This is a genomic window from Eubacterium sp. (genome assembly GCF_057858645.1).
The window spans coordinates 22404-46257 of sequence record NZ_DBLZZO010000010.1 but is presented as its reverse complement, the minus strand read 5'-3'; the positions used below and the strand labels follow the sequence as shown (position 1 = coordinate 46257).

Below are 23854 nucleotides of genomic sequence, written 5' to 3'. Positions count from 1 at the left end.
GAAAATGTTAAGAATTGAAAATTTAACAAAGAAGTTTGGAGACAAGAAGGCAGTTGATAGTCTTTCTTTACATATTGAGCCTGGTGAGATTTATGGCTTTATTGGTCATAATGGTGCAGGTAAAACAACAACTATTAAGTCGATAGTAGGAATTTTGAAATTTGATGAAGGTGAAATTCTTGTGGATGGTATGTCTGTGAAAGAGAGCCCAATTGAATGCAAGAAAAAAATAGCGTACATACCTGATAATCCGGATTTATATGAATTTATGACAGGTATCAGTTATTTGAATTTTATTGCAGATATTTATAATGTAAGTTCACAAGACAGAACTGAAAGAATTAAGAAATATGGTGATTTGTTAGAATTAACTGATGATTTAGCACAGCCTATTAGTGCCTATTCTCATGGAATGAAACAAAAACTGGCAATTATTTCAGCCTGGATTCACAATCCAAAACTAATAATAATGGATGAACCATTTGTAGGTTTAGATCCAAAATCTTCTCATATTTTAAAAGAAATGATGAGGGATGTGTGTGACAAAGGTGGGGCAATTTTCTTTTCAACTCATGTGTTGGAAGTGGCTGAAAAATTGTGCGATAAAATTGCAATTATAAAAAATGGCCAGTTAATTAAATCCGGCACAATGGAAGAAGTGAAGGGTGACGAATCTTTAGAGGCAGTATTCCTAGAAATGGAGGCTGAACAATAATGATAAAAGCCCTATTAAAAAAGCAACTTAGGGAAGTTATATCTCTAATGTTTCGAAATAAGAGAAATGAACAGAAAATGTCAAAAACAAAAATGGCATCATACATAATTGTATACACAGTTTTGTTTGCAATTGTAGCTGTAGTGTTTTTTAGTATGGCAAATATATTCTGCAAGCCATTTTTACAGGTAGGATTAGATTGGCTGTACTTTGTTATAATGGGAATGGTGGCGATTACATTTGGAGTAATTGGAAGTGTATTTAACACTTATGCAAGCTTGTATCAGGCAAAAGACAATGATTTGCTAATGTCACTTCCAATCCCGGCACCATATATATTGCTAATTAGAGTTGCCGGAGTGTATATTGTAGGTTTGTTTTATCAGTTGTTAGTAATGATACCAACGGCAATAGTATACTTTTTTAATGCAGACATAACTGTGGGAAGAATTATCGGTTGTATTGTAATTACAATAATGAATTCACTGTTTTTACTGGCAATGTCATGTATATTAGGCTGGATAGTGGCAGAGGTTAGTTCAAGATTGAAATTCAAAAATCTGGTGACAATAATCGTGTCCGTGGCATTCTTCGGAATTTACTATTATATATCGTATAAAGCTTATGATGTAATGCAGGGGGTAATTGCTCAGGCGGCAGTTGTTGGAGAAAAAATAAAAGGGGCAGCATATCCGTTGTATGCAATGGGTAAGGGAGCTACCGGTAATGTGAAATATATGGCAATATTTTCGCTAATGGTTCTAATTTTGCTGGCAGTTGTAATTTTTGTTTTGGCAAAAAGTTTTTTCAACATAGCTACTGAAAACAAAGGCGAAAAGAAAAAGGTTTATAAAATAAAAACTGAAAAGCAAAAAAGCGTCTCCAAAGCATTACTGTTTAGGGAGTTAAAAAGATTTACTTCAAGCGCAGTGTATATGTTAAATTGCGCACTAGGCTGTTTATTTATAATAGTCATAACAGTAGCAGTAGTAATAAAAATAGATGAAATAAACAGGCTCATAAGCCTTACAGGCATCAGAAGTGTATATCTTAGTTTTGGCATAACTTTGATGATTTGTGCAGTTATGTCAATGAACGATATTACCGCACCATCAATTTCTCTAGAAGGAAAAAATATATGGATTGCGAAAACATTGCCTGTGGACACTTGGCAGATTTTGAGAGCAAAATTAAAACTTCATAATATAATAACAATCACACCTATGGTTATATGTAGTGTGATACTGGGCATTGCATTTAAACTATCAATATTGCAGATAATATTAGTTACAGTTGTTCCCGTTATTTTCGTAATGCTTAATGGTGCGTTGGGCCTGGTAATTAATTTGAAAATGCCAAATTTAAACTGGGTTACTGAGGCGGCAGCTGTAAAACAAAGCTTTGGTGTATTTCTTGCAATACTTTTAGCATGGGCAATGATTGCAGTAATGGCAGTGGTGTATTTGAAAGTATGTGTAGATTGGATAGGTGCGGATACATATTTAGGCATTCTAGTATTAGTGCTGCTATGCTTACTACTTATTGCATATAAGTGGTTAAAAGATAAGGGGACAGAAATATTTAGAAATCTTTAGTTTACATAGAAATATTATTAAAAAAGAACCTGTATACAATTTTATGTTAAGTCTTTACCGGATTACAAAAATCAGTAAGGAGAGTAGTATATAAAAATTGTATACAGGTTCTTTAATATTTAAATAATTAATCAGCAAATTTTACTTTTTTAACTTTGCTCCACTTGCCGTCGCAGTATTTATTGTAGCCTTTTACTCTAATGTAGTAGTCTTTTGTTTTTGGTTTCTTCTTCAATTTAAAAGAATTTTTTGAAGCTTTCTTAATAGTTACAGTTTCAACATCATCCTTAAATTTTTTGTCAGGTGAATATTGAATCATATAGCCTGCGTTATATTTGGAAGATTGTTTTTTCCACTGTAATTTTATGCTCTTTGTCTTTTCAATTATCTCAGTAAAAAATCCTTTTGTAGGAATCGGTAATTTTTCTGTTTTAAGAGAAATTGTTTTACTCCACTTGCCGTCTCCAATATTGCTTTTAAAAGCACGAACAGAGAAATAATATTTCTTATTAAAAGAAAGACCTTTTATCGTAGTGTTTAAATTCTTTTCGTTATTAAAAATTTTGTATTTAACATTTTTCTTAAAACTTTTACTAGTTGAGTATTTCAAATAATAACCGGTAACATTTTTTTGACCTTCCCAGCCAAGTTTGATTTTGTTAAGTTTAACAGTCTTAGTTTTTATGGTTTCCTTTTTAGGAAGAATCATAAATGTGGTTGTGCAGGTACCGACAAACTTTTTATCTAATCCCGTAAGTTTAACTTTGGCAACACCGGGATTTTTATTTGAAGAATATTTAATCTTATATTCGGAAGGGAAAACTACCTTGCCATTTACAACTAAAGAAACACTAGGAGTAATTGCTTTTCCCTTTGATCTGAAGACCTTGGAAGATAAAGCAATGGTTCCGTTCTTTATACATGTGTACTTGATACTTTCCTTATTAGGTGTTGAAATTTTTCCGTCTATAAAATTAAATACAACATCCTTATCGGTTGTTCTGTAAACCTTAACGAACTGCAAAGCAAGTCTTTTTAAAACAGAAGCTCTTGGAAGTCTTGCTGTTGAAGCTCTTGAAGAAGAAATTATTGCGTATTGCGGCTGAACGGCCCTTATAAAAGCGGTACAGGATGATGAACCGGCACCATGGTGACCAACTTTTAAGACGTCAGCCTTAAAATTATACCCTTTAGCAAGTAACTGCTTTTCCATTGTTGAAGGCAAATCGCCTGTAAGCAAAAGGGATTTACCACCACAGGTTACTCTTAGAACAATACTGCATTCATTGTAAGTTGTTCCCTGAAAACCATCATAAACAACAGTTACAGTCGCATCTCCAAGCTTCCAAGATTCTCCATCAATAGGATTTCTGTAAGGACAGCCCTTTTCCTTTACGCTATTAATGAATTTTGAATAAGTTTTGTTACCTTTAACGCAAGGCGAATAGAAAACCTGTCCAACTTCATATTTCTCAAAAATTTTATTGAAGTTACCAACATGGTCTCCGTCAGGATGAGTGGCAACTACATAATCTATTTTATTATCAGGTATATTTAATTTGCTAATATAATTGGCAACTAACTTAGATGCACTTGGTGGACCTGAATCAACAATCATGTAATGTCCCTTGCTCTCAACTACAAGGGCATCACCTGAGCCAACATAAATAGAATGAAATGTCATTTCGTTGTCGTTAGCCGATACGTGCATAGCGTAAAAACATGTTGAACATAATAATATGGCTAACACAAATAAAAGTTTTTTTAAAGTTACATAAGCTGTTTTCATTTTTCTTTTTTATTACCATTTAATAAGTAAGAAAATCTTATAAAAGCATTTCATCAGAAAAATACCATAAGTATAAATCAAATATTCATGACCATTAAAATTGAAAAATCAATTTAACATAAATTATGCATTAACGGTTTTTTCATAAGATTGTTCTAAATAGTAATATACCCTCCTTAAAATTATCCAAAAAATTAGAATATCAATTACTAAAAGTCCTTCAGAAAATTTGCCTAAAGACTGTAAAGCACTATAGTCTGAACCAATCCAAAATACAAAAGTATTTAGGACTATAAGTACCATAGACACAAACCATGTGATTTTTCCCCATTTTCTTTCGTCTCTGCAACATACATCAGGACACATTGCAAATAACCCGCCTGTAAATAAAAAGGTGGTTAAAATAATTGAACACATATAAGCTATTCCAATAAACATGGCTAAATTACATAATAACAAACCATTGAAAACAAAAGGAAGTGCTTTTAATAGTATGTGCAATATTAAGCCACAAAATGTACTTAAAGAACCATAACTGAATTTTTTATTTACTTTTTTTAATAAAAAACATGCAATAAAAATTAAGATAAATCCAAGTCCATCATTGAAAATGTCAATATGTACAGCTCCAAAATATACTTTGTCGATTACCTTTGTCTGGGTTGTGCCTGTAGAATCCGTAGTGCCGGAAACCAAAGGTGTTTTTTCTAAGGCTGAACCAGAAGAACCTGAAGTATCAATAAGCTTATAAGTACATTTAGCACCATAGTTTGATGCAATATTGTAGTATTGAAATTCTCCAATAACATTATTGGAATTACTATAGTCATGTGGATACTTGACGCCTGTAGATACATCCACATCAAGTGCTAACAAAATAAATCCTATAGCCAATAGTATAAAGGCTAATTTAAACTTTGATTTCATTAATAATACCTCCGCCGTAGTATTTTAATTACAAAAAACGTTCCAAAACTCTAATGTATGTAATTATATATTAAATATAGGTAGAAAAGCAACATTATTACATTGTAAAAAAGGAAGAATGTAGTATAATTAAGAAGATTTTAAGTAAAAAACTAGCTTTAAAAATTAAAATGCAATGAGCAGGAGGAAATGAAATGAAGAAAATAATGACAAAAAGTTTATCATTATTCTTAGCAGTAGTTATGGTACTTAGTTGCATAACTATAACAAAACCTAACAAGGTTAGCGCTGACAGTACAGCCTATACAATTAAAGTTAATTTGGGAACAAACTGTACAACAGTTTACAAAAACGGAAAAGCCATCAAGGCAATGATTTGTTCTCCAAGTAATGAAACACCAACAGGAACATTCTATGTACCTGTAAAATACAGATGGCATGAAATGATTGGAAACTGCTATGCACAGTATTGTACAAGAATCACAACTTCAATTTTATTCCATTCAGTATGGTATTACAAAAATGGTGACAAGTCTTCAATGTCTGTTAAGGCTTACAATGTAATGGGTCAGAAGGCTTCTCATGGATGCGTAAGACTTTTATGCAAAGACTCAAAATGGATTTATGACCATTGTGCAGTTGGAACAAAAGTAGTAATTTTCTGGGGCAAAAAAAGTGATGATCCAATAAAACGTCCATCATTTACACCAATTACAAACGGAAAATTCACAGATTGGGATCCAACTGATCCAGATCCAAAGAACCCATACAAGAAAAAAGTTCCTACGGTCAAAGCTAATAAGACTAAAATCGAATTTGGTACAAAAGTAAAATTAAAGAATTTAGTATCAGCAAAAGACAGTGCAGGAAATGCAATTGCCAAGAAGAAAATTAAGACAAAAGGAAAAATAAACACAAACAAGCTTGGTACATACAAAGTTAAATATACTGTAAAAGATTCTCTTGGAAACAAGGTTACAAAAACATTTAAGTTTAAGGTTGTAGATACAAAGGCACCTGTAATTAGCGGTGCAGCAGATAATAAAGACGTTGCTCAGGGTAGCAAAGCTAACGTTTTAACCGGTGTTACAGCAAAGAGTGTACCGGGAAAAAATTTAACATCAAAGATTAAAGTTTCTGTTAAATATAAGAACAAAAAAGTTTCTGTAAAGAAAGGTAGCGTAAAATTCTCAAATACAGGAACATATAATATTACATATAGTGTAAAAGGCAGAAACAAAAAAGAAGCTAAGAAAACTGTTAAATATAAAGTAAAAAGTCATAAAGTTAAGCTTACATTAACAGCTTCAAAGGTAACTTTAGTTCAGGGTACAAATGCAGAATTTGGTTATACTTATGTTAAGAGCTTAAAGACTTATGATAACAAAGATTTGAAAATCAAGAAATATGTTACATACACAGGAAAAGTTGACATGAACAAGCCTGGTAAATATGTAATTACATACAAGGCTCAGTACAAAAATCAGACTTACACAGCAGTAACAAAGAAGCTTACAGTCACAGTTAAGGCAAAACCGGCAACACCTGAACAGCCAACAACACCGGAACAGCCAACAACACCTGAAACAACAACTACAGCTCCTGAAACAACAACTCAGGCAAAGTAGGCGTAAAGAGGTAAATATGTATTCTTATAAAAAAAGAGTAAGTTTTAGTGAAATTGGAAAAGACGGTATAGTTCCTTATTATGGAATATTGTATAATTTGCAAGATTGTAGCACATTTCAGTCAGAGGATTTAGGAATTGGCATTAGCTACTTAAAAAAACACCACAGGGCATGGGTACTTTTAGCTTACAAAATACAGATTTTTAAGGATTTAAGATTTGGTGAAGAAGTTGAAGTTGGCACAAGTCCGTTAAATTTTGACAAGGTAATGGCAACAAGACAGTTCTGGATTAAGGATGCAAATGGCGGGTACATTGTAAAGGCTGAATCTATTTGGAGTCTGCTTGATACAGAAAAGCGCATGCCCGTAAGAATAACTGAAGTTGACATTTCCAAGTACCAATTAGGTGAGGCTTTTGACTCACTTAAAGTGTCAAGAAAATTAAAGTTTCAGGGAGAAAGAGAAGTTCTTGGAACAACAAAGGTTTTCAAAAGTTTCATAGACACAAATGGTCATTTAAACAATGCAGACTATATGCGGATTGTTGAACAGTTTCTGCCAAAGGGAAAAAAATACAATCAGATTGAAATTGTATACAAAAAGGAAGCTTTAATAGATGAAGAAATAGTGTGTGTGGCTTACAATAATCAGGATTATCTTGGCATAAATCTTGAAAGTGCTGACGGTCAAATACATGGACAAATAAAATTAAAAAATATTTAGGTAAGAAACAGTTTGCAGATGTCTGTAAACTGTTTCCTGCCCCTTGGAGGAGAATCTAATGGAATTAGGAAAGACATTAAAATTAAAAGTGGTAAAGAAAACAGATTTTGGTATTTATTTAGGAACTGAGTATGATAAGGTTCTTTTACCAAAAAACGAGGTGCCACAGGGAACGGAGCTTGGAGATACTGTAGAAGTTTTTATTTGCAGGGACTCAAAAGACCGATTGATTGCTACAATTCATAAGCCGGTAGCAGAAGTTGGAGAAACTGCTTATGTTGAAGTAAAGGAAATAACTAAGTTTGGGGCGTTTCTTGACTGGGGCCTTGGAAAAGATTTGTTTCTGCCTTATAAGGAACAGACAACAAACATTAAAGCAGGCGACAAAATTTTAGTGGGCATCTATACAGATAAAAGTGACAGATTATGCGCCACAATGAAAGTGTACAACTACCTAAGCTGCAATTCCACATACCAGGAAGAAGATATTGTAAAAGGCGTTGTATATAATTACAATCCAAACTATGGAGCCTTTGTTGCGGTTAATAATAAATACCACGGTCTGATTCAGACAAAAGAACTTACAATGAAAGTTCATGTAGGAATGGAAGTGGAAGCCAGAGTTAAAAGTGTTCGTCCTGATGGCAAGCTGGATTTGGCTCTTAGAAAAAAATCATATTTACAAATAGAAGAAGATGCTGAAAAAATATTGCAGTTTATGAAAGAAAATGGCGGAAAAATTGACTACACAGACAAGGCATCTCCAGAGGTTATTAAGCGTGATTTTAACATGAGCAAAAGTGAATTTAAGAGAGCTATTGGCAGATTGCTCAAAGAACACCAAGTAATTATTGGTGAAAATAACATATTTATAGAGAAATAGCAGTAGCCATATGCAAAATATACAAAGATTTTTTTGTTATTTTGTTTATTTGCCATATAGTATTTTCCTACGATGTGATTTAGAATATCAACATACAAAAGGTAGTGAGAACTATTTCTAGGAGGAAAAGATATATGGCAAGTTTATCATTAAGAAATATCTGCAAAGTTTATCCAAACGGATTTGCAGCAGTTAAGGATTTTAACCTTGAAATTAAGGACAAGGAATTCATCATCTTCGTAGGACCATCAGGTTGTGGTAAGTCTACAACACTTAGAATGATCGCAGGTCTTGAAGAAATTTCATCAGGGGAATTATACATTGGGGATAAGTTAGTAAATGACGTAGAACCTAAAGATAGAGATATCGCAATGGTATTCCAGAACTACGCATTATATCCACATATGACAGTATATGATAACATGGCATTTGGTCTTAAGTTAAGAAAAGTACCAAAGGCTGAACAGGAAAGATTAGTTAAAGATGCAGCTAAGATTCTTGACCTTGAACAGTTACTTGACAGAAAGCCAAAGGCTTTATCAGGTGGTCAGAGACAGAGAGTTGCTATGGGACGTGCAATCGTTCGTAATCCTAAGGTATTCCTTATGGACGAACCTCTTTCAAACTTGGATGCTAAGTTAAGAGTTCAGATGCGTGTTGAAATTGCAAAGATCCATAAGAGATTAGGTGCTACAATCATCTACGTAACACATGACCAGACAGAAGCTATGACACTTGGTACAAGAATCGTAGTTATGAAAGATGGTGTTGTACAGCAGGTTGATTCACCTAAGAACTTATATGACAAGCCAGTAAACTTATTTGTAGCAGGATTCATGGGTTCTCCACAGATGAACTTCATCGATGCTGAAGTTGAAAAGGTTGGAACAGATATCAAGTTACATGTTGGCCAGGCTAGAACATACATTACAGTTCCAGCTGAACAGGCTAAGAAGCTTGAAGAAGGCGGTTATGTTGGTAAGACAGTTGTTATGGGTATCAGACCAGAAGATATTCATGATGAAGAAAGCTTCATTGCAAAATCACCTGAAAGTGTATTTACAACAACTATCAGAATTTACGAATTACTTGGTGCAGAAGTTTACTTATACTTCGATGTTGAAGGATTTGATTGTACTGCAAGAGTAAATGCCCGTACAGAAGCAAGAGTTGGTGATGAAGTTAAATTCGCTATGGACTTATCAAAATTACACATCTTCGATAAGGACACAGAAAAGGTAATTACAAACTAATTAGATTAGATAAATAAAATTATGAAAAAGCACTTTGTTTGGAAACAAACAGGGTGCTTTTTCACTTGTATTTTACAGTAAACTGGTTTAAAATATAACTTGAATAATTGTTTATATACACAAATGCAGTTAAAAAAAGCAAGGAGAATTATATGATTTCAAATCAAATTTTACAGAACACAATTGAAGGAATTAAGAGTATCTCAAGAGTAGATTTACATGTGACAGATACAGATGGAAAGGTTGTAGCCTCAACATCACATACAAGTGAACAGTTTGAAAATTCAGTTTTGGCATTTGTAGCATCCCCAGCAGACAGCCAGTCAGTACAGGATTACCAGTTTTTTAAGGTATATGATGAAAATCAGTTAGAGTTGATTTTGATTGCTCAGGGAACAAGCGATGATGTGTTTATGGTTGGAAAGATGGCTGCTTTTCAGATTCAAAACTTACTTGTTGCATACAAAGAAAGATATGATAAGGACAATTTTATTAAGAATCTTCTTTTAGACAATCTCCTCCTTGTAGATATATATAATAGAGCAAAGAAATTACATGTAGATGTGGATGCAAGAAGATGTGTCTGCATTATTGAAACAAAAAATGAAAAAGACAGTGTTGCACTTGAAACAGTTAGAACATTGTTTGCAGGTAGCAAAAAAGATTTTATTACAGCAGTAGATGAAAAGAGTATTATCCTTGTAAAAAAAGTTGATGACAATCAGGGATATGAAGAAGTTGAACATATTGCCAACACAATAGTTGATATGTTGAATACAGAAGCTATGGTTAGGGCAAACGTAGCTTATGGAACAATCGTTAAGGAAATCAAAGAAGTTTCACGTTCATACAAGGAAGCAAGAATGGCACTTGATGTTGGAAAGATTTTCTTTAGTACAAAGAATGTTGTTGCATATAACAATCTTGGAATTGGTCGTTTGATTTATCAGTTACCTATTCCACTATGTAAGATGTTTATTAATGAAATTTTTGATGGCAAGTCACCAGATGAATTCGATGATGAAACATTAACAACAATTAACAAGTTCTTTGAAAATAGTTTAAATGTTTCAGAAACATCAAGACAGTTATATATTCATAGAAACACATTAGTATATAGATTAGACAAGCTTCAGAAGACAACAGGTTTGGACATTAGAGTGTTTGAAGATGCCATTACATTTAAGATTGCATTAATGGTTGTTAAATATATGAAGTACATGGGTAATACTGAATTTTAGTAATATTGAATTTTGATCTATTTATTAAAGACTTAATATGATATTTAATAGAAGGACATTCATACATTGTTTAAGTGCTGCTTTAAGTACAGAAATTTAAATATTTCTAAATATTACATATAAAAAGGACACAGAATTTTAACAAATTGCTATTTTAATATATAAGTGGACAGGCTGGGTAAGCATTGGTGCTGATTCAGTGATGTTGGGACTTATATTAATGAACTAATATAATAATCATATTTAAATAATAATCATATTTTACTTTTATGGAAGAAATAGAACATAAAAGAAATTAAAAAATTATATTCGACAAATTTTTATTACATTTGCGTAATATAATTTTTTGGTGTGTAAAAAAATAAGATTGCGATAATGTATAACATTTAATGTGAAAGATTAGTTCATTACACATATGTTAAGGAGTAGACAAATGATTAGTATAAAAGGTGTAAGTAAATCTTATGGAAACGGCGCACCTGCTCTTAGCAATTTAAATTTAGAAATTGAAGATGGCGAGTTTGTATTCGTTGTTGGAGCCAGTGGTTCAGGAAAATCTACTTTTATTAAATTGCTTTTGAAGGAACTTAATCCAACAGAAGGAATGATAACAGTAGGTAACATTAAATTATCTAAATTAAAATCAAGAGGAGTGGCTAAGTATCGTAGAAAACTTGGCGTAGTTTTCCAGGATTTTAGATTACTACAGGACAGAGATGTATATTCAAACATTGCTTTCGCACAGCATGTTATTGGAGCGTCTCCAAGAGAAATAAAGAAGAATGTTGCAAGGGTACTTTCCTTGGTAGGTTTATCAGAAAAGTATCGTTCAAATCCTAATGAGCTATCAGGTGGTGAGCAGCAGAGAGTTGCTTTGGCAAGAGCGTTGGTAAACAAGCCTGACATATTACTTGCCGATGAACCTACAGGAAACCTTGATCCTGAAAACTCATGGGAAATTATGAAATTATTAGATAAAGTAAACAAACAGGGAACTACCGTTATTGTTGTTACGCACAACCTTGAAATTGTAGAGGCAATGAACAAGAGAGTAATTACAATGAAGAAAGGTGTAAAAGTCAGCGATAGCAAGGTGGTGGAATAAATGAATGGAAGAACAGTAGGATACTGCTTTAAACAGGGTGTCGTTAATATTAAGAGAAATAAGTTGTTCTCAATTGCATCAATTTGTACAATTGCTGCCTGTATTTTTCTTATTGGAATTATACTTTCTATTATTATTAACGTTAATTCTGTGGAGAAGCAGGTAGAGCAAAACGTTGGTGTTACTGTATTTTTTGATAAAGGTTTAAAAAAGGAACAGATTGATGCTATTGGTGCAACAATAAAAGCTGATAAGCATGTTGAAAAATACAAATACACATCAGCAGAGGAAGCTTGGAAGGAATTCCAGGGAGATTACTTCGCAGAAGATCCTGAATTGGCAAAGGCATTTGCAAATGATAATCCATTAGCTGATTCAGCATCATATACAGTTTTCCTGAAAAACATTGATGAACAGGATGCTTTTGTAAATAGCATCTCAAAAGTTCAGGGTGTTAGAAAGGTTAAACATTCAGAGCAGGCAAAAGAAACATTAAGTAAGTTTTCAAAACTTTTAGGATATGTATCAATAGCTTTGATAGTAATTTTATTAGGCGTGGGAATTTTCTTAATCAGTAATACAGTTATGATTGGTATAACCGTTAGAAGACATGAAATTAAAATCATGAAATTGATTGGTTCAACAAACGGCTTTGTTAGAGCACCGTTTATTATAGAAGGTGTTATAATCGGTCTTGTTGGTTCAGCTATACCTCTTGTTATTTTAAGAGTGATTTATGAAAGATTAATATCTTTTGTAATGTCAAAGGTAGGAGTTATGGCAAGTTCAATTTCTTTTGCAACAGTAGGTGAAATATTTGGAGTGCTTGTTCCATTAGGACTTGGAATTGGAGCCGGAATTGGTTTAGTTGGTTCATTCCTTTCAATTAGAAAGCACTTAAAAGTTTAATGGAGGAGATAAACAGATGAAAAAGAATTTTTCGAGAATATTAAGTTTATTACTTTCCGCAACATTAGTTTTATCAATGGCAGGAACATCATTTGCCAGCGTTTCAAGTGAGAAAAGCAAGCTGTCAGATTTAAATAGCCAGAAAATTAAGAAAAATGCAGAAAAGAAAAAACTTCAGGCTTCAAAAAGTGAAGTCGAAGCTTATATTGAAGAAGTTGATAAAAAATTAACTGATTTATCAACACAGATATATAAAACACAGCAGGAATTAGATAAGACAGAAGTTAATATTAAGAAAACAGAGAAGAAATTAAAAGCAGCAGAAGAAAGCATTAAGGCTCAGTATGCTGACATGAAGTTAAGAATTAAGTATATGTACGAAAATGGTGATACAGAATTACTTGACTTAATTTTAAATTCAAAGAGCATTACAGAATTCTTAAACAAAGCTGAATATATTACAGAATTATCTCAGTATGATAGAAAAATGCTTAACAAGTTAAAGCAGACAAGAAAGACAATTTCTGATTCAAAAACTTCTTTGGAGAAAGATAAGAAGAACCTTGTAACAATGCAGACAAAGCAGAAGACAGATAAGTCACAGCTTGAAAGTACAGTTGCATCAAAGCAGTCAGAATTATCTGAATATGAAGATTTGCTTGAGCAGAATGAGGCTTCTTCAGATGCACTTGATCGGGAAATTAAGGCACAGGAAGAAAAAGTAGCCCAGGCTAAGATCGCAGCACAGGCAACACAGGCTCCAACTCAGGCAGCTACAAAAGCACAGACAAATACAAACAATAATACAAATAACAACACAAATAATAATACTAATAACAATACTAATACAAATACAAACCCAACACCAAGCAAATCCAGCGGTTGGATTTATCCGGTACCGGGACACACATCAGTTTCATCAGATTATGGATACAGAAAAGATCCATTCTCAGGTAGTAGCACATTCCACAACGGAATTGACTTCCCTGCACCAGGTGGAACTCCTGTAGTAGCAGTAGCAGACGGTACTGTAGTTTGGGCAAATTATAATGCCACAGCAGGAAACTGGACAGGTATTAAACACTCAAATGGTGTAACATCAGTTTACATGCATCAGTCATCAATTTTAGTAAGTGTTGGTCAGCATGTAAGTCAGGGACAGACAATTGGTTTAGTTGGTACAACAGGTTCATCAACAGGTAACCATTTACATCTTGGAGCAACAAGTGGAACAACACCAGGTAACTGGGTAAATCCATGGAGTTACTTCTAAACAGAATGAAACATAATATTTTATAAATAGTAAAGAATGAAAAATTAATTATTTAGTTTTTCATTCTTTATTGTTATAAAAGAAAAAATAGTTTAATATACATAAGTAGTATGATTCGCAAGGAGAAAGTTCTGTTAAAAAGTTCATAAAAGTGATTATGTTATTATGCAAATTTGAACTATAATTTATTTGAACATACTTAAATGAAAAGGTTATAGTGTAAAGCGAGGAAGAGATTGATATGGAAAAAATAAATGTAAAGAAAATTAATAAAAAAATCGAGAAAAAGAAAACTAAAACAAAATTTGTACCTGGCTTTCTTTTAGGTATGTTTGCAATGTTGGTTTTGGGAGTAGCAGTTGGCGTTGGACTGCATTTTTCTCAGGATAGCGTAAAAACAGATGCTACATATGCTGTGGACAAGGCAGAATCAAAGATCAAATCTTTAGAGGCATTAATCAACTTAAAATATTTGAAGAATGTGGATCAGGAAGATTTGGAAAACGGTTTATATAAGGGACTTTTAGAAGGATTGGGAGATCCTTATTCAGTTTATTACACGAAAGAAGAGTACACAAAGTTAATAGAAAGCACTTCCGGTGAATATTGCGGGATTGGAGCTTATGTTTCACAGAACACAGAAACAAAAGTAATAACAATAACAAAAGCTTTTAAGAATGGCCCGGCAGACAAAGCCGGAGTAAAAGATGGTGACGTTATTACAAAGGTTGATGGAAAAGATGTATCTTCAGAAGATGTTGATAAAGTGGTTAGCATGATGAAAGGGGATAAAGGAACAAAAGTTAAGTTAACAGTATATCGTCAATCGGTTAAGAAATATGTGGACGTTACAATTACAAGAGGAGAAGTAAAAGTACCTACTGTAGCACACAAAATGCTTGATAAGAAGAACAAAATCGGTTACATACAGATTTCTGAATTTGATACGGTAACCGCTGATCAGTTTTCATCAGCTTTAAGTTCTTTGAAAAAGCAGGGCATGAAAAAAGTAATTTTTGACTTAAGAAATAATCCAGGTGGTTCTTATGAAGGCGCTTGCAAAATATTAGATGAAATCTTACCGGAAGGAACGATTGTTTATACTAAAGACAAATACGGAAACGAGGAAAAGCAGACTTCTGACGCAAAATGTTTAGATATGCTGATTGTCGTTTTACAAAATAAAAACAGTGCCAGCGCATCTGAAATTTTTGCCGGAGCCATACAGGACTTTGGTGTAGGAACAATTGTAGGAACACAGTCTTTTGGCAAAGGAATCGTACAACAAATTATTCCATTAACAGACGGTTCAGCAGTTAAAATTACAATTGAAGACTACTATACACCAAGTGGCAAAAACATTCATGGAAAAGGAATTACACCAGATGTAAAGATTGAGGCAAACGGAAAAACAGATGTACAGCTAAATAAAGCATTAGAAGTTTTAAAGAAAAAATAGATTATAAAAATAAATTAGAAGCAATGTGACGTTTAAAAACTCAAAGTAATATTTTTTTAAAAACAGAAAATCCATTACGGAAATTGTAGTCTATTAAAAAATATATTAGGAAGGTTTATATTATCAATTTTTATGAGGAAAATAAAACTATGATAATAGGTTTGAATTAGATATGTAGTAATAGGTAAAATATAAAGCAGGATGCTAAAGGATAAATGTAATCCAAAGGCACCTGCTTTTATGCTGAGAGAAACAGAAAATGTAAGTTAGAAAACGCATAGGTGAGCTGGAAATAGTTTGATTTTAAAAATATATGATATATAAAGTAATAATGAGTATAAATAAAAAAGTGTAGAGTAAAAAAGACATATATACAAATAAAAAGAACATAAGTTCGAAAATGCTATATACTTTTTTCAGGCTTTTTGTTATAATTTGTTTATGCAGTTGTCGAAAAGAAATGAGACATTTATATGTTGCTGAAAAGAAAACAAATATTATGTGTCATTGGAATTAGTTAAGTATTTATAGATGGTTAGAAATAGATTTATAGGAGATTTGTATGGATCATTTTGAATTACATTCAGAATATCAGCCAACCGGGGATCAACCTCAGGCTATTAAGCAGTTGGTTGAAGGTTTTAAGAAAGGAAATCAGTTTGAAACATTGCTTGGTGTAACAGGTTCTGGAAAGACTTTTACTATGGCAAATGTTATTGCACAAATGAATAAACCAACGTTAATTATTGCTCATAATAAGACTTTGGCGGCACAGCTTTATGGGGAGTTTAAAGAATTTTTTCCTAATAACGCTGTGGAATACTTTGTTTCTTATTATGATTATTATCAGCCGGAAGCTTATGTGCCAAGTACAGACACATATATTGAGAAGGATTCTGCAATAAATGATGAAATAGATAAATTACGACATTCGGCTACTATGGCGTTAATAGAGCGAAAGGATGTTATTATTATATCTTCGGTTTCGTGTATTTACGGTTTAGGTGATCCAATAGATTACAAAAACATGGTAGTGTCCCTTAGACCGGGAACTATTAGAGATAGAGACGATATTATTCATAAGCTAATAGAGATTCAGTATGACAGAAATGATATGGATTTTAAACGAGGAACTTTTAGGGTAAGAGGGGAGAATCTGGAAGTATTTCCTGCATCATACACAGATAGTGCCATACGAGTTGAATTTTTTGATGATGAAATAGAAAGAATAACAGAGATTGATTCTTTGACAGGCGAAGTGCGTCACGAATTAGAACATGTGGCTATTTTCCCCAATTCACATTATGTAGTTAATCCGGAGAAATTAGAGAGAGCTATTAAGGATATAGAAGCAGAGTTGGCAGAACAGGTGGCTTATTTTAAATCAGAGGATAAGCTGATTGAGGCACAGCGAATAGCAGAGAGAACTAATTTCGATATGGAAATGCTTAGGGAAACAGGGATATGTTCAGGAATCGAGAACTATTCCCGCCATATGGCAGGACTGGCTCCCGGAGCAACACCACATACGTTAATGGAGTATTTTGGTGATGAATTCCTTATAATGATTGATGAAAGCCATATTACAATACCGCAAATTCGTGGAATGTATAATGGGGATCAGGCAAGAAAAAGCACATTGGTGGATTATGGTTTTAGACTGCCATCGGCAAAAGATAACAGACCGCTTAGGTTTGATGAATTTGAGGGGATGATTGACCAGATGCTTTTTGTTTCAGCTACACCTAATACTTATGAAGAGGAACATGAGTTACTTAGAGCTGAACAAATTATCAGACCAACAGGTTTGCTGGATCCTGAAATTAGTGTAAGACCAATTGAAGGTCAGATAGATGACCTTATTACTGAAATCAATAAAGAAGTTGAGAAGAAAAATAAAGTTCTGGTTACTACTTTAACAAAGAGAATGGCAGAAGATTTGACGGATTATATGAGAGATGTAGGAATTAGGGTTAAGTACCTTCACTCTGATATTGATACATTAGAGAGAACAGAAATTATCAGGGATATGCGTTTGGATGTTTTTGATGTTTTAGTAGGTATTAATCTTTTAAGAGAGGGACTTGATATACCGGAAATCAGTCTGGTTGCAATTTTAGATGCAGACAAGGAAGGATTCCTCCGTTCAGAGACATCTTTGATACAGACTATAGGTCGTGCGGCCAGAAACTCAGAAGGTCACGTAATAATGTATGCTGACAATATTACTGAGTCAATGGATAAGGCTATTACTGAAACTAACAGACGTAGAAAACTTCAGCAGGAATATAATAAGGAACATGGAATTACTCCAACTACAATTAAAAAGGCTGTTAGAGAACTTATTAGTATTTCTAAAGAAGTTGACAGAAAAATTAATGATATTGAGAAAGATCCTGAGTCAATGGATTCAAAAGAATTGAAGAAGTTAATTGACAAGGTTGAAAAGAGAATGCAGAAAGCAGCAGCAGAACTTGATTTTGAGACTGCTATTGAAATGCGTGAAAAACTGGCAGAACTTAAGAAAAAATATAGAGAATAATGATAATTAATGGAGAGTGAAAGTAATGTCGGACAAGAAAAAGTACATTAAAATAAAAGGGGCTAATGAGCATAACTTGAAGAATATTGATATTGAAATTCCAAGAGACGAATTTACAGTAGTTACAGGTTTAAGTGGTTCGGGAAAATCGTCTTTGGCATTTGATACAATTTATGCAGAAGGACAGAGAAGGTATATGGAATCTTTGTCATCCTATGCTAGACAATTCTTGGGACAAATGGAGAAACCCCAGGTGGAAAGTATTGAAGGTTTACCACCGGCAATTTCAATAGACCAGAAATCTACAAACAGAAACCCACGTTCAACAGTTGGAACAGTTACAGAAATATATGATTATATGAGATTACTATATGCCAGAGCAGGTGTACCTCACTGTCCAAAATGTGGCAAAGAAATCAAGAAACAGTCAGTAGATGAAATTGTTGACAGAATTTTAGAATTACCGGAACGCACTAAGTTCCAAATACTTGCTCCTATTGTAAGAGGCAAGAAAGGTCGTCACGAGAAGGTTTTTGAAAGTGCAAAGAAAAGTGGTTATGTACGTGTAATTGTTGATGGAAACATGTATCAGCTAACAGAGGAAATAACTCTTGATAAGAATATAAAACATAATATAGAAATTGTTGTAGACAGATTAAGTATAAGAGAAGGAATTGAGAAACGTCTTACAGATTCCATAGAGAATGCGTTGAAGTTAGGTAACGGTTTGATGAATCTGGATGTAATTGGTGGAGAGACAATAACATTTAGTCAGAACTTTGCATGTACTGATTGTGGAATTAGTATAGACGAAATTCAGCCACGAAGCTTCTCATTTAATAATCCTTTTGGTGCATGTCCAGATTGTTACGGTTTAGGATATAAGATGGAATTTGACGTTGACTTAATGATTCCTAATCAAAGTCTTAGCATAAATCAGGGGGCAATTGTAGTTTTAGGCTGGCAAAGTGCTAAGGATAAAAAGAGCTTTACCAATGCTATTTTACAGGCACTATGTAAGAAATATAAGTTTGATTTGGATACTCCGTTTGAAAAATATCCTAAGAAAATTAAAGATATTCTGATTTATGGAACTAATGGTGAAAGTGTGCCTGTACATTATACAGGCCAGCGTGGACAAGGGATATATGATATTGCCTTTGAAGGTTTGATTCGTAACGTAGAAAGACGTTACAGAGAAACAAGTGCCGAATCTACCAAGGCAGAGTATGAGTCATATATGAGAATAACACCTTGTAGCACATGTCATGGTCAGAGACTTAAGAAAGAATCTTTAGCTGTAACAATTGGCGATAAAAATATTATTGATATGACAGAAATGTCAGTTAGAGACTTGAGAAAGTTTTTAGATGAAGTTCAATTAACAACTACACAGATGGCTATAGGTAAAGAAATTCTGAAAGAAATAAAAGGTCGTCTTCAGTTTTTAATTGATGTAGGTTTGGATTATTTAAGCTTATCACGAGCAACAGGTACCTTGTCAGGTGGTGAAGCTCAGCGTATTAGGCTTGCTACCCAAATAGGTTCAGGTCTTGTTGGGGTTGCCTATATAATGGATGAACCTAGTATCGGTTTACATCAGAATGATAATGAAAAGTTATTAAAGACATTGAAGCATCTTAGAGATTTAGGTAATACTTTAGTAGTTGTTGAACATGACGAAGACACTATGCTTGCAGCAGATTACGTGGTAGACATTGGCCCCGGTGCAGGTGAACATGGTGGAGAAGTAGTGGCAAAGGGTACTGCTAAGGAAATAATGAAGAACAAAAACTCTATTACAGGAAAATATCTAAGTGGCAAATTGAGAGTCCCTGTTCCTGAAAAAAGAAGAAAGCCAACAGGTTATCTTAAGGTAAAAGGAGCAAAGGAAAACAATTTAAAGAATATTAATGTAAAAATTCCACTTGGTGTATTTACATGTGTAACAGGTGTTTCAGGCTCAGGAAAGAGTTCTTTAGTTAATGAAATAATTTATAAAAGCCTAGCAAGAGAGTTGAATAGAGCTAGAACAATTCCCGGAAAATTTAAAGAAATCCAAGGAATTGAACAGTTAGATAAAGTTATAAACATTGATCAGTCACCAATAGGAAGAACTCCTAGAAGTAATCCTGCAACCTACACAGGTATGTTTGATATTATTAGAGATTTATTTGCAGCCACAATGGATGCAAAGGAGCGTGGATACAAGAAAGGAAGATTCAGCTTTAATGTAAAAGGTGGACGTTGCGAAGCATGTTCAGGTGATGGAATACTTAAGGTTGAAATGCATTTCCTGCCGGATGTGTATGTGCCTTGCGAAGTATGTGGAGGAAAGCGATATAACAGAGAGACTTTAGAAGTTAAATATAAGGGCAAAAATATTTATGACGTTCTTGAGATGACGGTGGAAGAAGCTATGGAATTCTTTAAGAATGTTCCAAGAATATATAATAAGGTTAAGACGCTTTATGATGTGGGCTTAGGATACATCAGATTAGGTCAGCCAAGTACACAGTTGTCAGGTGGTGAAGCTCAACGAATTAAACTGGCAACTGAGCTAAGTAAAAGAAGTACAGGTAAGACAATCTATGTTTTAGACGAACCTACAACAGGGCTTCATTTTGCCGATGTTCACAAACTTGTGGAAATTCTTCAGAGATTAACTGATGAGGGAAATACAGTTTTAGTTATTGAACACAATTTGGATGTAATAAAGGCTGCAGATTATATTATTGATATGGGACCTGACGGCGGAGACCGAGGTGGTACGGTAGTAGTTGCAGGAACACCGGAACAGGTGGCAGAACATCCTACAAGTTACACAGCCAAGTTTGTAAAACAGAAGTTGGAAGAGGCAAAATAGAAGAAAAATAGTCATTTTTAATAAGAAAACGATTCATAAAAATGTTTAAATAAAAACACTTTTATGCAACACTTACAAACTTAAAAAAGTATAAGAAAAATGCTTTTAATTTGTGTAAAAATATGCTACATTAGAGTTACAAAATAAATAAGCATTAAGCACCTGGAACGACTTATACAGTGCATTTAACAACCACCTTGTTATTAGATGTCAACCTAATAGCAACAGTATCTAAGATAAGAGGTGAAAGAAATTTTACCCAATGATATCTGCTGACATGGCAATCAACGGAAGATTGTTTTAGTAGTAATTATTGGATAAGATGTTACATTGAAACGGAAAGGATAGGAAGTATTCAAAACGAAGAATCAATGGGCAATAACATCTTATGGTTAGAGTAGATAAGGAAGTTAAAGCAGGACAAATGAGAGGAATGATACACATAATATTGTAAATAATTACAATAAGTATAGTAGTAGATTCAAAGAAGATTTGTGAAGGAGAAAAGTACCTGCGGTTGAGAATGTAGTTGTAAAGTTAAGGTGTTGAAATAGTGAAGCATCTGTTATATGAAATGTAGCAGGTGCTTCTTTTAATATGTAATAAAAAAATCTTCCAGAATTTTAATTTAGTCTTAAATAGTTTACTATGAATGAAAACTCGCGCAAAAAATCAGTTGCGAATAGGCATGCACTTGAAGTAAAAAATGTGGTAAGCCGTTCTTTGCTCTGGAAGAGAGAATTATGTGGAAATCTTTGTTGAAGGATTACATATAACTTCCTTGTACATTTAAGAAAAATAGAGTAAAATAACAGAAGTGCAGGTTTTTTATTGTTCCTGCAATACGGATATACAGGAGGAAACATGGATAGAGAGTTAGTTATCGTAATAGATTTCGGCGGACAGTACAACCAGCTTGTTGCCAGACGAGTTCGTGAATGTAATGTTTACTGTGAAATTTATTCATATAAAACAGATATCGAAAAGATAAAAGAAATGAATCCAAAAGGAATTATTTTAACAGGTGGACCAAACAGTTGTTACGAAGAAGGCGCACCAACTTATACTAAAGAGTTATTTGAACTTGGAATTCCTGTACTTGGATTATGTTATGGAGCTCAATTAATGCAGCACATTCTTGGTGGTAAAGTTGAAAAAGCTCCTGTAAGAGAATATGGAAAGACAGAAGTACATGTAGATACAACTTCAAAATTATTTACAGGTATTGAAGAAGATACAGTTTGTTGGATGAGCCATTTTGACTACATTTCACAGGCTGCACCAGGATTCAAAATTACAGGTCACACAAGCGATTGCCCTGTAGCCGTTGCAGAATGTGAAGAAAAGAAGCTTTATGCAATTCAGTTCCATCCGGAAGTGTTACATACAGTTCGCGGAAAAGAAATTTTAAGCAACTATGTATATAAGGTATGTGGTTGTGCCGGTGACTGGAAGATGGACTCATTCGTTGAAAATTCAATAAAAGCAATTCGTGAAAAAGTAGGCGATGGAAAGGTGCTTTGTGCTTTGTCAGGTGGTGTTGATTCATCAGTGGCAGCTGTACTTTTGGCAAAGGCAATTGGAAACCAGCTTACATGCGTATTTGTAGACCACGGTCTTTTAAGAAAGAATGAAGGCGACGAAGTTGAAGCTGTATTTGGCCCTAATGGTGATTATGACTTAAACTTTATTCGTGTAAATGCACAGGATAGATTTTACGAAAAACTTGCAGGAGTTGAAGAACCTGAAGCAAAACGTAAAATAATCGGAGAAGAATTCATCCGCGTATTTGAGGAAGAGGCAAAGAAAATCGGAGCAGTTGACTATTTGGTTCAGGGAACGATTTACCCTGACGTTGTAGAAAGCGGTCTGGGCGGAGAATCAGCAGTAATCAAATCTCACCACAATGTAGGTGGATTGCCTGACTATGTTGATTTCAAGGAAATCATCGAACCACTTCGCGACCTTTTCAAAGATGAAGTTCGTAAGGCAGGACTTGAACTTGGAATACCGGAATATTTAGTATTCCGTCAGCCATTTCCAGGTCCGGGACTTGGAATCAGAATCATCGGTGAAGTAACAGCCGAAAAAGTGAAAATTGTTCAGGATGCAGATGCAATCTATCGTGAAGAAATTGCAAACGCAGGTCTTGATAAAGAAATAAACCAGTATTTCGCAGCATTAACAAATATGCGCTCAGTAGGTGTTATGGGAGACGAGAGAACATACGACTACGCAGTAGCCCTCAGAGCCGTAAAGACAATCGACTTTATGACAGCCGAATCTGCTGAAATACCATACGAAGTATTGAACAAGGTAATGAACAGAATAATAAACGAGGTGAAAGGAGTCAATCGAGTAATGTACGATTTGACAAGTAAGCCACCTGGAACTATAGAGTTTGAATAAGTGAACACACGTTCGAATACCTTGTAAACAAAGGGAAAGCACCGAATATAAGTCTCTTATGAGAACATTTTGAGAACAAAATCAAGAATAAGAAGAGTTATTTTGACTAATAAGTTGAAATAGCTCTTCTTTTTTTGCTTGAAAAGCCGATAAATAAAGGGAATTGGAACTTTAAGCCTGATAAAAAAACAAATTTGTTTAACGTTGGTTACAAGAGAAAGAAGAAGTTGATTAAAGGAAAAGGTATAGTGCCACTAACTCCTATTTGGAAAGTAAAAGGACTAAAGTAGAACTACGGTCAAACAAGAATAATTTAATCAAAAGAGAGAAAGGAGATTACAAATATGACAGACAAGATGTTTATGGAAGTTCATGATGTAACAGAGATGCTAAATGTTTCAGAAGGAAAGGCATATGAAATCATAAGAATGCTTAATGCTGAACTAAAAGAAAAAGGATATATCGTAGTTCGAGGAAAAGTAAACACAAAGTATTTTTTTAAGAAACTTATTTACAACGAGGAGTAGGAGGAAAAA

Annotated in this window: 17 protein-coding genes; 15 read left to right on the top strand and 2 right to left on the bottom strand. The window is 33.8% G+C overall.

Features of this window, described 5'->3' with window-relative positions; genetic code table 11:
* The first annotated feature begins 4 nt into the window (after window positions 1-4).
* Window positions 5-715 carry an ABC transporter ATP-binding protein gene (locus ACZM4J_RS04920; protein WP_022165244.1) on the top strand — a complete coding sequence of 237 codons (711 nt, stop codon included), beginning with the start codon at window positions 5-7 and terminating at the stop codon, window positions 713-715.
* A gap of 47 nt (window positions 716-762) precedes the next feature.
* Window positions 763-2310: a hypothetical protein gene (locus ACZM4J_RS04915; RefSeq protein ID WP_489485699.1), complete on the top strand. Its 1548-nt coding sequence runs from the start codon at window positions 763-765 to the stop codon at window positions 2308-2310.
* 127 nt (window positions 2311-2437) lie between these two features.
* Here the strand turns inward: ACZM4J_RS04915 and ACZM4J_RS04910 are convergent, their stop codons facing one another.
* Both ACZM4J_RS04910 and ACZM4J_RS04905 read right to left on the bottom strand, forming a co-directional pair.
* Window positions 2438-4099: a ComEC/Rec2 family competence protein gene (locus ACZM4J_RS04910; RefSeq protein ID WP_428245104.1), complete on the bottom strand. Its 1662-nt coding sequence runs from the start codon at window positions 4097-4099 to the stop codon at window positions 2438-2440.
* Window positions 4100-4222: 123 nt separating this feature from the next.
* Window positions 4223-5026 carry a hypothetical protein gene (locus ACZM4J_RS04905; RefSeq protein ID WP_022165247.1) on the bottom strand — a complete coding sequence of 268 codons (804 nt, stop codon included), beginning with the start codon at window positions 5024-5026 and terminating at the stop codon, window positions 4223-4225.
* Window positions 5027-5220: 194 nt separating this feature from the next.
* On the opposite strand from ACZM4J_RS04905, the gene ACZM4J_RS04900 reads away from it, so the two are divergent.
* The 13 genes from ACZM4J_RS04900 (at window position 5221) to ACZM4J_RS04840 (ending at window position 23845) form a co-directional block, all read left to right on the top strand.
* Entirely contained in the window at window positions 5221-6654 is a 1434-nt protein-coding gene (locus tag ACZM4J_RS04900; RefSeq protein ID WP_412622925.1) for a L,D-transpeptidase family protein, read from the top strand.
* A gap of 16 nt (window positions 6655-6670) precedes the next feature.
* Window positions 6671-7378, top strand: a complete 708-nt coding sequence (locus ACZM4J_RS04895) for an acyl-[acyl-carrier-protein] thioesterase (protein WP_022165250.1) — start codon at window positions 6671-6673, stop codon at window positions 7376-7378.
* A 58-nt stretch (window positions 7379-7436) separates the two neighbouring features.
* The gene (locus ACZM4J_RS04890) at window positions 7437-8261 is read left to right on the top strand and encodes a CvfB family protein (protein WP_022165251.1); all 825 of its coding nucleotides are present in this window, start codon (window positions 7437-7439) and stop codon (window positions 8259-8261) included.
* A gap of 134 nt (window positions 8262-8395) precedes the next feature.
* On the top strand, window positions 8396-9514 hold the full coding sequence (locus ACZM4J_RS04885) for an ABC transporter ATP-binding protein (RefSeq protein WP_022165252.1): 1119 nt from the start codon (window positions 8396-8398) through the stop codon (window positions 9512-9514).
* Between the two features lie 152 nt (window positions 9515-9666).
* Window positions 9667-10755, top strand: a complete 1089-nt coding sequence (locus tag ACZM4J_RS04880; RefSeq protein ID WP_022165253.1) for a PucR family transcriptional regulator — start codon at window positions 9667-9669, stop codon at window positions 10753-10755.
* A gap of 433 nt (window positions 10756-11188) precedes the next feature.
* A complete protein-coding gene (ftsE, locus tag ACZM4J_RS04875) occupies window positions 11189-11860 on the top strand; it encodes a cell division ATP-binding protein FtsE (protein ID WP_117999921.1) in 672 nt (223 codons plus the stop codon).
* Entirely contained in the window at window positions 11861-12769 is a 909-nt protein-coding gene (ftsX, locus tag ACZM4J_RS04870; RefSeq protein WP_022165255.1) for a permease-like cell division protein FtsX, read from the top strand. It abuts the gene before it with no gap.
* A gap of 16 nt (window positions 12770-12785) precedes the next feature.
* A complete protein-coding gene (locus ACZM4J_RS04865) occupies window positions 12786-14042 on the top strand; it encodes a murein hydrolase activator EnvC family protein (protein WP_022165256.1) in 1257 nt (418 codons plus the stop codon).
* A gap of 241 nt (window positions 14043-14283) precedes the next feature.
* Complete coding sequence (locus ACZM4J_RS04860; protein ID WP_489485695.1) at window positions 14284-15501, top strand: S41 family peptidase; 1218 nt, start codon at window positions 14284-14286, stop codon at window positions 15499-15501.
* Between the two features lie 562 nt (window positions 15502-16063).
* Window positions 16064-18043 carry an excinuclease ABC subunit UvrB gene (gene uvrB / locus ACZM4J_RS04855; protein ID WP_117999917.1) on the top strand — a complete coding sequence of 660 codons (1980 nt, stop codon included), beginning with the start codon at window positions 16064-16066 and terminating at the stop codon, window positions 18041-18043.
* 25 nt (window positions 18044-18068) lie between these two features.
* Complete coding sequence (gene uvrA, locus ACZM4J_RS04850; RefSeq protein WP_022165160.1) at window positions 18069-20909, top strand: excinuclease ABC subunit UvrA; 2841 nt, start codon at window positions 18069-18071, stop codon at window positions 20907-20909.
* Window positions 20910-21773: 864 nt separating this feature from the next.
* Window positions 21774-23318 carry a glutamine-hydrolyzing GMP synthase gene (gene guaA, locus ACZM4J_RS04845; protein ID WP_022165159.1) on the top strand — a complete coding sequence of 515 codons (1545 nt, stop codon included), beginning with the start codon at window positions 21774-21776 and terminating at the stop codon, window positions 23316-23318.
* A gap of 344 nt (window positions 23319-23662) precedes the next feature.
* Window positions 23663-23845: a hypothetical protein gene (locus ACZM4J_RS04840; RefSeq protein WP_489485694.1), complete on the top strand. Its 183-nt coding sequence runs from the start codon at window positions 23663-23665 to the stop codon at window positions 23843-23845.
* The last annotated feature ends 9 nt before the right edge of the window (window positions 23846-23854 follow it).

Coding starts and splice junctions, on each gene's coding strand:
- uvrB (WP_117999917.1), top strand. CDS start 16,064: ATGGATCATTTTGAATTACATTCAGAATATCAGCCAACCGGGGATCAA.
- ACZM4J_RS04910 (WP_428245104.1), bottom strand. CDS start 4,099: ATGAAAACAGCTTATGTAACTTTAAAAAAACTTTTATTTGTGTTAGCC.
- ACZM4J_RS04905 (WP_022165247.1), bottom strand. CDS start 5,026: ATGAAATCAAAGTTTAAATTAGCCTTTATACTATTGGCTATAGGATTT.
- ACZM4J_RS04860 (WP_489485695.1), top strand. CDS start 14,284: ATGGAAAAAATAAATGTAAAGAAAATTAATAAAAAAATCGAGAAAAAG.
- uvrA (WP_022165160.1), top strand. CDS start 18,069: ATGTCGGACAAGAAAAAGTACATTAAAATAAAAGGGGCTAATGAGCAT.
- guaA (WP_022165159.1), top strand. CDS start 21,774: ATGGATAGAGAGTTAGTTATCGTAATAGATTTCGGCGGACAGTACAAC.
- ACZM4J_RS04920 (WP_022165244.1), top strand. CDS start 5: ATGTTAAGAATTGAAAATTTAACAAAGAAGTTTGGAGACAAGAAGGCA.
- ACZM4J_RS04915 (WP_489485699.1), top strand. CDS start 763: ATGTTTCGAAATAAGAGAAATGAACAGAAAATGTCAAAAACAAAAATG.
- ACZM4J_RS04840 (WP_489485694.1), top strand. CDS start 23,663: ATGACAGACAAGATGTTTATGGAAGTTCATGATGTAACAGAGATGCTA.
- ftsE (WP_117999921.1), top strand. CDS start 11,189: ATGATTAGTATAAAAGGTGTAAGTAAATCTTATGGAAACGGCGCACCT.
- ACZM4J_RS04895 (WP_022165250.1), top strand. CDS start 6,671: ATGTATTCTTATAAAAAAAGAGTAAGTTTTAGTGAAATTGGAAAAGAC.
- ACZM4J_RS04890 (WP_022165251.1), top strand. CDS start 7,437: ATGGAATTAGGAAAGACATTAAAATTAAAAGTGGTAAAGAAAACAGAT.
- ftsX (WP_022165255.1), top strand. CDS start 11,861: ATGAATGGAAGAACAGTAGGATACTGCTTTAAACAGGGTGTCGTTAAT.
- ACZM4J_RS04885 (WP_022165252.1), top strand. CDS start 8,396: ATGGCAAGTTTATCATTAAGAAATATCTGCAAAGTTTATCCAAACGGA.
- ACZM4J_RS04865 (WP_022165256.1), top strand. CDS start 12,786: ATGAAAAAGAATTTTTCGAGAATATTAAGTTTATTACTTTCCGCAACA.
- ACZM4J_RS04900 (WP_412622925.1), top strand. CDS start 5,221: ATGAAGAAAATAATGACAAAAAGTTTATCATTATTCTTAGCAGTAGTT.
- ACZM4J_RS04880 (WP_022165253.1), top strand. CDS start 9,667: ATGATTTCAAATCAAATTTTACAGAACACAATTGAAGGAATTAAGAGT.